Annotated in this window: 11 protein-coding genes; 6 read left to right on the top strand and 5 right to left on the bottom strand. The window is 50.4% G+C overall.

Going from position 1 to position 11,473, the window contains the following annotated elements:
• Positions 1–66 precede the first annotated feature (66 nt).
• The 5 genes from KK083_RS29835 to KK083_RS29815 form a co-directional block, all read right to left on the bottom strand.
• A complete protein-coding gene (locus KK083_RS29835; RefSeq protein WP_254169816.1) occupies positions 67–471 on the bottom strand; it encodes an OsmC family protein in 405 nt (134 codons plus the stop codon).
• A complete protein-coding gene (locus KK083_RS29830; RefSeq protein WP_254169815.1) occupies positions 471–1,049 on the bottom strand; it encodes a nitroreductase family protein in 579 nt (192 codons plus the stop codon). The genes KK083_RS29835 and KK083_RS29830 overlap by 1 nt, the downstream gene beginning before the upstream one ends.
• A gap of 190 nt (positions 1,050–1,239) precedes the next feature.
• Positions 1,240–2,109, bottom strand: a complete 870-nt coding sequence (locus KK083_RS29825) for a pirin family protein (protein WP_254169814.1) — start codon at positions 2,107–2,109, stop codon at positions 1,240–1,242.
• A gap of 26 nt (positions 2,110–2,135) precedes the next feature.
• Entirely contained in the window at positions 2,136–2,429 is a 294-nt protein-coding gene (locus tag KK083_RS29820; protein ID WP_254169813.1) for a response regulator, read from the bottom strand.
• Between the two features lie 75 nt (positions 2,430–2,504).
• Entirely contained in the window at positions 2,505–3,215 is a 711-nt protein-coding gene (locus KK083_RS29815; protein ID WP_254169838.1) for a pirin family protein, read from the bottom strand.
• Between the two features lie 354 nt (positions 3,216–3,569).
• On the opposite strand from KK083_RS29815, the gene KK083_RS29810 reads away from it, so the two are divergent.
• From KK083_RS29810 to KK083_RS29785, 6 genes are all read left to right on the top strand, one after another.
• Positions 3,570–6,209 carry an ABC transporter permease gene (locus KK083_RS29810; RefSeq protein ID WP_254169812.1) on the top strand — a complete coding sequence of 880 codons (2,640 nt, stop codon included), beginning with the start codon at positions 3,570–3,572 and terminating at the stop codon, positions 6,207–6,209.
• A gap of 21 nt (positions 6,210–6,230) precedes the next feature.
• On the top strand, positions 6,231–6,587 hold the full coding sequence (locus KK083_RS29805; protein WP_254169811.1) for a PadR family transcriptional regulator: 357 nt from the start codon (positions 6,231–6,233) through the stop codon (positions 6,585–6,587).
• 589 nt (positions 6,588–7,176) lie between these two features.
• Entirely contained in the window at positions 7,177–7,812 is a 636-nt protein-coding gene (locus tag KK083_RS29800) for a TetR/AcrR family transcriptional regulator (protein ID WP_254169810.1), read from the top strand.
• A gap of 36 nt (positions 7,813–7,848) precedes the next feature.
• Complete coding sequence (locus KK083_RS29795) at positions 7,849–9,222, top strand: TolC family protein (RefSeq protein ID WP_254169809.1); 1,374 nt, start codon at positions 7,849–7,851, stop codon at positions 9,220–9,222.
• Positions 9,223–9,245: 23 nt separating this feature from the next.
• Positions 9,246–10,298: an efflux RND transporter periplasmic adaptor subunit gene (locus KK083_RS29790; protein WP_254169808.1), complete on the top strand. Its 1,053-nt coding sequence runs from the start codon at positions 9,246–9,248 to the stop codon at positions 10,296–10,298.
• A 13-nt stretch (positions 10,299–10,311) separates the two neighbouring features.
• A partial coding sequence (locus KK083_RS29785; protein ID WP_254169807.1) for an efflux RND transporter permease subunit occupies positions 10,312–11,473 on the top strand: 1,162 nt, incomplete at its 3' end.

The raw sequence follows: 11,473 nt of genomic DNA, 5'->3' as shown, positions 1-11,473 counted from the left end.
TGAAGCCGAAATAATCGAAACAACACCGCACGGCTGTGGACCGTGGACTGTCGTCTGTGGACTCTCTCACGTAAATTGTGTCTGCACCTCGATGGGATTTGTCAGGATCTTATGAATGGGACAGGCGTTGGCAATGTGCAGCATACGCTTGCGTTGTTGCTCATCGATGTTGCCGGTGATGTTTACCTGCCGGTGAAAAACAGTTTTGTTTTCAACTTCTTCCATCCGCACTTTTACTTCTATCTGGCTTACGTCAAAACCCTTGCGGTTGGCATACATGCGCAGTGTTATGGCGGTACAGGATGCCAGCGACATGCGCAAAAAATCGCTGGGCGATGGACCGAGATCCTTGCCTCCGTTATCAATAGGCTCATCGGCGATCAGCGAGTGGCTGTCGAGGATCATCTCTGTTTTGTACTGCTCGGCGCCAATGATGGCAGATGCCCATTTGATATTCGCTCCGGTTTCCATTAGAAAGTTTGGTTCATCACAAACGCCTGTTGTACGTATCGCTCACGTGGTGCCAGCTCGCGAAGCTTGAGGTTCTCCGGCAGGTTTGCTGCGTCGCCGGGATAACCGATGGCCATGATCACCACGGGTTCATAGTAATCGGGAATGTTCAGGTTCTCGATGGCCTTTGCCGCATGAAATCCGCCTATCTGGTGCACGTTGAGACCAAGGTGCGCGGCCTGCAGCGAAAGAAAAGCATTGGCGGCGCCGAGATCATAACGTGCCGACTCATTAGGCCTATCGTTGCGGATAAAGTTTTTCCGCGCGAGGCTTACGATCAGCAGCGGCGCATTTCCTGCCCATACTTTATTGCTGTCATTCAGGGCATCGAAAATTTTTCCCAATAGCTCTGGCTGATCTTTGGTGGCGTACAGGTACAGCCAGGGCTGCTCGTTCACACTGGAGGGCGCCCACCGCGCAGCTTCGAAAAGCGACTGGATCTTATCCTGCTCCACAGGCTTATCGGCATACGCCCTCCTGCTTCTCCGCATCTGGATCACTTCCAGGATGGGTGATTCAAACTCCGCTGATTTTTGCATAGCTTTTGGCACCTCCATAAATAACTTACGGTTGCTGACCTAAAAGTAAGACAGAAAAGTCAAAGGTGCATAGTCCATAGTCGATAGACCATGCTCCATGGACGCACCGTGTGAACTATCAAGGGTAAAACTCCGACTTGATATTAGTCCTTCCGGCTATGGACCATCGACTATGGACTATGGACTCTATTTAATCTTCGATTAAGATTCCCATCTTACCCATCTGGTAATCGCGCATGGCTTCCAGTATCTGCGTCTGGGTATTCATTACAAACGGACCGTGAGACACCACTTCCTCATCCAGGGGTTTTCCGCTCATCAGCAGCAACCTCGTATCTTGCAGCGCAGTGAAGCTTATGCCCTCACCGTCACGGGCGAAGACAGCGGCGTTCAATCCATCGATGATCCCATAGCCGTCAAGGGTGATCTGTCCATCGAGCAGGTAAAGAAAAGCATTGAAATCGGCCGGCACGGGAATCGCCAATCTTGCACCTTTCTTCACTTCAATCGTTGCTGCATTGACAGGCGACAACGAAGGTACCGGCCCCTTGATGCCCAGCACGTCACCTGCAAACACATTCACCGCAGCAAGCTTGTCATCGCTCACAAATTTCGGCACGTCATCGGCCTGCACAGGATAATAAGCAGGCTGGTCCATCTTGTGCTTCGAAGGTGTATTGATCCACAGCTGGATGATCTCCTGTCTTCCGCCGATATCGTGAATATCATTCGAAGGTCTCTCGCTGTGTATAACGCCCATGCCGGCATTCATCCACTGTGCGCCACCGGCATACACGACGCTGTTATTGCCCCTGCTATCGCGATGATGCACGGCACCTTTAAAAATAAAAGTGACCGGCGAAAATCCGCGATGAGGATGTGGCCCTACGCCCGCATGCGCGGGCTCAAGATGTTCGGGCACCGCCACATCCGCATGATGCAGTAGCAGAAACGGATCCACCTGCTGCACATTGTTGGTAGGCAACGGCTGACGGATCGGCATTCCTCCCATATCGTAAGGATGGGCATATAACAAATGAGTGACGGTTCTGTTTTTCATAAAAGTTAAATCTCTCCTGAGAGATTTTATTTTTTCATTGCTTCCATGACCTCTGCAAATAACAATCCGCTTCCGCCGCCAAAATGCCGGACGATCTTCACATCAGGTTTCCGGTGTTTAAATTCGATAGCAAGCTTCGCCTCGGAAGATTCATCCACACCTCCGCCGATCAGCACCACATCGAAGGGTTGTGCGGCGAAGATGTCAACAGCTTCTTCATCCGTTAACGCACCGGCTGCGCGCCAGCCTGGCTGGTTGTTGAGCAAACGCAGGATGGTCTGTTGAATATCCGGATGTCGCCCGATGACGAGTATGTTCATAATAGTTACGAGCTATGAGCCACTAGCTTCGAGATGGTATTTCCTCTAAGCGCGCAGCTGGAAAACTAATAGCTTTTAATTCATGGGCACTTCCATCAGCAATACCTCCGCATCACTGTCGGCGGCGATGGAAAGTTTATCGGTATCCCACACACCGAAGCCATCGCGTTTGTTCAGCTTCTGGCCATTGATGGTCACATCGCCGTTTATGACAAACGCATACACGCCGTTTCCTTTTTTGTTGATGGTATAGTCGGTCTTGAAATCTTTCTTAAAGTTTCCCAGGTGGAACCAGGCATCCTGGTTGATCCATACCCCGTTGTCTTCCTTCACGGGCGATACGATCTGCTGCAGCTTGTTCACACGGTCTTCTGGTTTGAAAGTGCGCTGATCGTAACGCGGCGTAATGTTGCGTTCTTTCGGGAACAACCAGATCTGCAGAAAATTCACTTTGCTGTCGGGATTCTTATTGTATTCCGAATGGTAAACACCGGTACCGGCGCTCATGATCTGCACGTCGTTCTGCCTGATCACGGCAACGTTGCCCATACTGTCTTTGTGCTCGAGGTCGCCCGCCAGTGGTATGGAAATGATCTCCATGTTATCGTGCGGGTGCCTGCCGAAGCCCTGGCCGCCGTCAACGAAGTCGTCGTTCAACACACGAAGCGCGCCGAAGTTCATCCTTTCAGGATCATAATAATGAGCGAAGCTGAAAGTGTGGTTGGTATCGAGCCAGCCGTGGTTGGCATGTCCGCGGGTATTGGCTTTATGCAGTACGCTGTTCATAGTTTTATTGTTCAATGAAGGTAAATGTTCGAATCCTACTTGCTGAACGATTTCCGCTTGTTTTTCAGCCTTTGTCACCTTTGCGGCCCCTACTGCTGCCGCCAGCGTGGTGATACTTTTCTTAAGAAATCCGTTCCTGTCCATGATTATCGTGTTTAACTGCCATGCTTCGATAATAACATTTGCAACTATTGTATATACAATAATCAAGGCACCTCGGTTCCCCATGTTTTATATTCCGGCAATATTTCGCTGCTGTTCAGCCTGACAAGACTGTTTTTGAGGCTCCAGTACGTGTTTACCTACTACAAATATGAAACATATTCATTACTTTCACGTTTGTAGAAGTTGTTTATGGTAAATGCCTCGCCGCCAAAATGGGCAGACCGCTTTCTGGAGTGGTACTGCAATCCCGCATTGCTGGAAGAGATCCAGGGCGATGCCCATGAGCTCTATTACAGGGCCATCAAAAGTGGCAACCGGTACCTGGCCAACCTTCAGTTCATCTGGAATGTGCTCCGGTTTTTCCGGTGGAAGAATATTAAACGTTCAAAAAGATCAAACACTAATCGTTCTGTCATGATGTATCAAAACTACTTCACCGTTTTCAGGCGTGGATTCATCAAACAAAAAGGCTATTCGTTCCTGAATGTGCTGGGACTTGCTATCGGCATCGCGTGTTTCCTGCTCATCAGCTTTTACATCCGCGACGAATTCAGCTACGACCGCTTTCACACCAAGGCGGACCGCATTTACAGGGTACATGAGATCTTCGAAAGTGATGGCGTAGGTGAACGTTCCGCAAGCCTTCCCTTCCCGACTGCTGAGGCGCTGCGCAACGATTATGAAGGCCAGGTGGTGCAGGCCGTGAGGTTCTTCAATTTCCAGGCTCCGACCATTGCCGTGGCCACCACTACACCTGACAACATCAAGGAGTTCAATGAGCCCAGGCTCTTCTTTACCGACTCCGTATTCTTCGATGTGTTTGACTTTGACCTGGTCAAGGGCGATAAAAAGACCGCGCTTGCGCATACCCACTCCATTGTGCTGACGGAAAGTATGGCGCAAAAATATTTCAAAGGAGAAGACGCAGTGGGCAAATTCCTGAGGCTTCAGGGCAGCACCAACCTGTTGGTAACAGGTATTCTCAAAGATGTTCCGGCCAATGCGCACTTCCAGTTCGATTTCCTCGTATCGTTCGAAACCCTGAAAGAATTTTACAATGGAAGCATGCCTCCGAGCTGGTACTGGAATCCGTGCTGGACCTATCTTCTGCTGAAAGACAGGCATGACGCCACCACACTTCAGGCTGCGATGCCGGCCTTCGTTCAAAAGTATTTCCCGGAATTCGTGCGCAACGACATCACACTGGAATTGTTTCCGCTCACAGACATTCACCTGAAGTCGCACATGGATTATGAGATCCAGCCCAACAGCAGTCTCACCACCATCTATGTGTTTGCGTCCATCGCCTTGTTCGTATTGCTGATAGCCTGTATCAACTTCGTGAACCTGAGCACGGCCCAGGCGGCGAAACGCGCTAAGGAGGTGGGTATGCGCAAAACATTGGGCAGTCAGAAAATGCAGCTCGTTACACAGTTCCTCTTCGAGTCCATACTGTTGTGCCTGCTCTCTGTTGCCATCGCTGTGCTGATCGTGGTGTTCGCGTTGCCGTTCTTCAACTCGTTTGCTGAAAAAGACATCTCGCCCATGGTGCTCTTCCAGCCGTTCTATCTCGGCCTGCTCATGGCACTTCCGCTGACCGTCGGTATTGTGTCGGGAGCGTATCCCGCGTTTGTATTATCTTCATTCAAACCTATTACAGCACTCAAGTCGAACCTCAGCCGTGAGCGCGGCGCTGCCTTCCGCAAGGTGCTGGTAGTAGTGCAGTTCAGCCTGTCCATCATTCTGCTTATCGGCACCGGTGTGGCCATGGATCAGCTGAACATGCTGCGAAAAAGCGATGCCGGCTTCGCGAAAGAGAACGTGATCATGATACCCGTACTGCGGTCGCCGGTAAGCACCAACTATGAAGCGTTGAAAACAGAGCTGTTGCGGAATCCCAACACCATCAGCGTAACCGCGATCGAAGAAGTGCTGGGCGCCAAACACCAGGTGGGGAACTACCTGATAGAAGGCCTCACTGAATCGAAGCCTTACCCACGGCTCAACATACGGCACGATTTCCTGAAAACTTTCAACATTCCACTGGCAGCTGGCCGCGATTATTCGGAAGATATCGTTACGGACGACAGCCTTGCGCTGCTGGTGAACGAAGAGTTTGTACGCCAGATGGGCTGGACCTCTAACGAGGCCGCTATTGGTAAGACTTTCGGCAACAGAAGCAACCGGAAGATCGTGGGTGTGGTCAAAGACTTCAACTTCACTTCCAAGCATCAGCCCATCAGGCCCCTGGTGCTGGACCTGAACACCAACCCACGCGCATTTGAGCTGTTCATCAAGTACCTGGCCGTGAGGATCAAAAGCAATGATGTGCCCGCTACCCTGGAATGGCTGCAGGAGAAATGGAAAACACAGATCCCCGGATGGCCTTTCGAGTACTTCTTTCTGGAGAACAACCTGGAGAACCTTTACAAGAACGAGAACAAGCTGAGCAAGATCACGCTGGTCTTCTCATGCCTCTCCATCTTCGTGGCGTGCCTCGGCCTCTTCGGACTCTCTACGTTCACTGTTGAGCAACGGAAAAAAGAGATGAGCATCCGCAAGGTTCTTGGCAGCTCAGATTCTGAAATTTTTATGCTGTTCTCGAAGCGCTTCTTTGTACTGATACTGATCGCCAACATACTGGCCTTCCCGCTGGCTTACCTGCTCATGAAGCAGTGGCTTTCGAGCTTTGCGTACCAGGTGAGCATCGACTTTACTTTATTCCTGGTTGCTGCACTCATCGCAATAGGTATTGCTTTTGTCACCATCTGCTACCAGGCGCTTCATGCCGCCAGAAGCAATCCTGCGGAAGTGTTGAAGAATGAATAACATTATTGGATATTTCGAACCATGAAAGGAACTTACTTAGGCGAACTGGAAGAGCTTGTGCTGCTCACGGTGGGCATATTGTACAACAAGGCTTATGGCGTAGCCGTGATGGACGAGATCGAACGTCAGGCCGGCCGAAGCCTGAACATCAGCGCAGTGCATGCCGTGCTCACCCGCCTGGAAGAAAAAGGCCTCGTTACCTCACAGATGAGCGACCCCACGCAGGAGCGTGGAGGGAGAAGGAAACGGATCTTTTTACTCACCGCCGCAGGGAAACGCGCGCTGGAAGAAGCGAATGCCTTGAGGACACAGATGTTTAATCAGATCCCGAGAGTCGCTTTGGATTTTTCTCTTGCAGCCTGTTCCTTATCAAGCTGATCGCTTTCTTTTTTTACCTGGCGCAAAAAAAGCAACATCGGAATGACTACTAAGAGCGTAAGCCCTACGATAATGGTTGATGCTACAACTTCGTTATCCATTGTTTATTAGTTTTTTAATGACATGATTCAGTTGATATATCGCCACTATACAAACCACAGCAACTAATATTCCGCTTGCTGCTAAAAATATTTCACGGCCGCGCTTTGCACCTCCAAGCACTATCGATAGCATACCACTCATTGTTGCTATTAAGACGATTGTAAATAGCTTGATGAACTCGGTGTTGTACCGGATCCGTTCTTTAAGTTTTTCGTCTTCCGTTAGTGGCAAGCTTTGGGTCTTTTATACATACTGAAATTAGTGAAACTCCTCGAGGAAGCCATGAATCCAGTTTAAAAAGACATTAAGTGTATCCAATTGTTCATAAAATTAGAATAAATGCCCTGAAATTCGCCATGCAGCGTTCAAAATCTCCACGGAGAAAAAAATTTACTGATAATCAAAGAGTTAGCGATATAGACGGGATTTCATATACAATTACTAAACACTGTTTAGTAAGTTTACGTTGTAAATCACTAAAACCAACATGGGCGTAGCTGAACGGAAAGAAAGACATAAAGAAGAACTGAAGAAGGAGATCCTTATGGCGGCGAAAGAACTCTTTATGGAGAAAGGATACGAGGCAACGTCCATCCGGAACATTGCAGAGAAGATCGAGTACAGTCCCGCTACGGTGTACCTCTATTATAAAGACAAAGACGAGATCATGCATGCCCTCCACCAGGAAGGTTTTAAAATGCTGGTGGCGTATTTCGGAACGCTCAATACGATACCCGAACCGTTCGGCCGGCTGATAGCCATGGGCAGGGCGTACATCCAATTTGCGATGGAAAACCCGGAAATGTATGAGCTGATCTTTGTGATGAAAGACCCGATCGATCATGTTGCCAGTTGCGCCGACGATAGCTGGGACGAAGGAGACAGAGCCTACGATGTTTTATTTCAGACGGTAGTTGAATGCCAGAAGTCCGGGGATTTTCAGGGTTTTGAACCTCACGGCCTGTCATTCACGATCTGGTCTACGATGCACGGGCTTTGTTCGCTGCGAATCAGCGGCCACCTGGGCCATGTCGCAGAAGCAAGCAAGGTGAAACCTGATGTCGATTCTTTAATGACTTACACCTTCGAAACTTTCACAGGAGTTTTGGAAAAAATTCGATAACAAAAAATTTTAACCTTTTACTAAACACTGTTCATTATGAGAACACCATTTATTAACCGCTGGCTGGCTCTCTTCGCCCTGGTTTTTTTCGGTGCAGCAGGCGTAAACGGCCAGTCTGCGCTGGACAACTACGTCAGCGAGGGACTGAAGAACAACATCGTGCTGCAGCAGAAAAAGATCAGTCTAGACAAAGCCCTGCTTTCGCTGAAGATCGCCAGTGGCATGTTTGCGCCGGCAGTAGGCATCCAGGGCAACTATACGAGCGGCAATGGTGGAAGGAACATTTCTCTACCGGTGGGCGATCTGCTCAACCCGGTCTATGCGTCACTCAACCAGCTCACGGGCAGCGACCAGTTTCCGCAGATCGAAAATGTGAACCAGAATTTTTTACCCAACAACTTCTACGACATCAAAGTGCGTGCTTCCATGCCCCTGGTGAACACCGACCTGATCTACAACAAGAAGATCCAGCAACAACAGGTGATGCTGCAGGAGTTCGAACAGGATATTTATAAACGTGAGCTGATCCGCAATATCAAAGTGGCTTACTTCAATTACCTGAGCGCTACAGAAGCCGTGAACATCTATGAAAGCGCGCTTACACGGGCTGCGGAAAGCAAACGCGTAAATGAATCGCTGCTCTCCAACGGCCGCGGGCTTCAGGCATACATACTGCGCTCACAAAGTGAAATCGACAACATCCAGGCGCAGATCACCGACGCAAAAAATCAGGCTGACAATGCGAAGCTTTATTTCAATTTCCTGCTGAACCGGAATGGTGATGAACCCGTCATCGCGGACCATCCGGCAAACCATGATATTGCTTCCGTTGCCGCGCTCATTACTGACGAAATTTCCTTTCAGCAACGCGAAGAACTAAAACAGCTGCGTGAAGCTGTGTCGCTGCAGCAAAATGTGCTTAAGATGAACAAGCTCTTCTGGGCGCCGAAGCTCAGCGGTTTCGCAGACCTGGGCTCACAATATGAAGACTGGAAGTTCAACGACCAGTCACGGTACTTCCTCTTCGGGTTCCAGGTAGATGTGCCGTTGTTCGCAGGGTTCACCAATCGTCACAAGATCAACCGTGCACAACTGGATGTGAAGAACAGCGAGCTGAACCAGTCTCTCGTTTCGCAACAGCTTGGCATGAGCGCCCGCATTTCGCGCAACGCCGTGGAGACCGCCTACCGGAGCTACCAGTCAGCACTGAAGCAACTCGAAGCCGCTGAAAGTTATCAGCGCCTGATCGAACGTGGTTACAAAGAGGGTGTGAACACTTTCATCGAATCTATCGATGCGCGAAACCAGCTCACCAGCGCCCAGCTCCTGGTCACCATCGATCAGTACCGGGTGCTCGTCGCCAAAGCAAACTACGAGCGCGAGACCGCCGCTTACGAACTCAACCAATAACCAAACATAAAAACTTAACCGATATGAAAAAGCTTTTCATCGTTCTGCTTCCGCTCACCGCCTGGATCGTGCAGGCCTGCAGCAGCAGTGAAGGAAAAAACAACACCATCACCAACACCGACCAGATCCCCGTAAAGGTGATGAAGCTGGAGAAAAAAACAGTGAGCGCACAGGTTCAGGCCTCCGGGCAGTTTACCACCGATGACGAAACCTTTCTCTCTTTCAAAACAGGTGGCGTGATCGACAAGATCCTCGTTAAAGAAGGCGACGCTGTGCGCAGAGGCCAGCTGCTGGCAACCCTCAACCTGACGGAGATCAACGCGCAGGTATCGCAGGCCAAGCTGGCGTTCGAAAAAGCGGAGCGTGACCATGCAAGGGTATCCAATCTCTATCGCGACAGCGTTGCCACGTTGGAGCAATATCAAAACGCAAAAACCGGGCTTGATGTGGCCACGCAACAATATGAGGCCGCCAAGTTCAACAGGTCTTACTCCGAGATCAGGGCGCTGAGCAACGGCTTTGTGCTGCGCAAGCTGGCCAGCGAAGGCCAGGTGATCCAGTCGGGCACGGCGGTGGTGCAGACCAATGGCGCTAACAAAGGCAAGTGGCTGTTGAAGACCAGCGTCAGTGACAAAGAGTGGTCGCAGATCGCTGTTAACGATAAAGCTATTGTACGAACCGACGCGGCGGATGGTCAAACATTCCCTGCTGTTGTCTCGAGAAAATCCGAGAGCACCGATCCTTCTACAGGCTCTTTTACCATCGAGCTAACGCTCACCGGTAAGCTTCCGTCTTCCATCGCCACGGGCATGTTCGGTAAAGCAGTGATCACGCCCACGCAATCAGCACAGGCATGGTCCATCCCTTACGATGCGCTGCTGGATGGCGACGCACAGTCAGGTTATGCGTTTGTCACCGACGATCTGAAAACCGCGCGCAAGGCAAAGGTGACCGTGACCGGCATCAGCCACGACCATGTGATGGTAAGCAGCGGGCTTGAAAATGCGGAAGCGCTGATCATTGCCGGAAGCGCTTACCTCCGCGACAACTCTCCCATCCGGATCACCGACCAATAACACACGCCTGCTTATGAAAATTTCAGAATATGCCGTGAAGAATTACCAGTTCACCCTGGTGATCTTCCTGATGATCGTAGCGCTGGGCGTTACCACCATCCTCAACATGCCACGTTCCGAAGACCCGGAGCTGAATGCACCCCAATTTCCCATCGTGGTGGTTTATCCCGGCACAAGCCCCAAAGACATGGAAGAGCTTGTGGTGGAGCCGCTCGAACGCGAGATCACCGGTCTCGAAAATATCAAGCGTGTAAAAACCTCCATCAGCGACGGTGTGGCCGTGTTGTTCGTTGAATACAAATATGAGAGCGATGTAGAAGAGAAATACCAGGAGCTGGTTCGTGAAGTAAATGCGCTGCGGAATGAGCTGCCTAAAGATATTGCCAGCATCGAGGTGCGCAAGGTGATCCCTTCGGATGTCAATGTGGTGCAGATCGCGCTGATCTCTGAAAATGCTTCACGCGAAAAATTGAAGAAATATGCCGAAGACCTTCAGGACGAGCTTGAAAAAGTGAAGTCGCTGAAAAAAGTGGAGATCCACGGACTTCCGAAACGTATCGTGCGGGCAGACCTTCAACTTGAAAAGATGGCACAGATGCGCTTGCCACTGGAGGCTGTGCTCGGCAGCGTACAAAGTGAAGTGGCCAACATTCCCGGTGGCAGTGTGGATGCGGGCAACAAATCGTTCAACATCAAGACCAGCGGAAATTACTCAGACCTCGATGAGATCAGAAATACCGTTGTGTATTCAGCAAACGGCAGGAACATTTTCCTGTCAGACATCGCCGACGTTTACTTCTCTTACGAGGAAGAAAAACATATTACCCGCCTCAACGGGTGGCGGAGCGTGTTTGTAACGGCTGCACAAAAGCCAGGAGAGAATATCTCGCAAACACAAAAAGCTTACGCGCCGGTGATCGAGAAGTTCAGGTCGAAACTTCCGGCCAACATCGACCTGGTGCAGCATTTCGACCAGGCCGATAATGTGAACAAACGCCTCAGCGGGTTGGGTAAAGATTTTCTCCTGGCCATACTCCTGGTTGGCATCACACTGCTGCCCCTGGGTCAGCGCGCAGCACTCATCGTGATGATCTCCATTCCGCTTTCGCTCGCCATCGGCATTGTGCTGCTCAACGTTCTGGGCTTTAACCTCAACCAGCTCAGCATTGTAGGAC

This window comes from Chryseosolibacter histidinae (assembly GCF_018598225.1).
Taxonomy (GTDB): Bacteria; Bacteroidota; Bacteroidia; order Cytophagales; family Cyclobacteriaceae; genus Chryseosolibacter; species Chryseosolibacter histidini.
The sequence above is the reverse complement of the archived record's forward strand: the minus strand, read 5'-3'. Positions and strand labels throughout refer to the sequence as shown.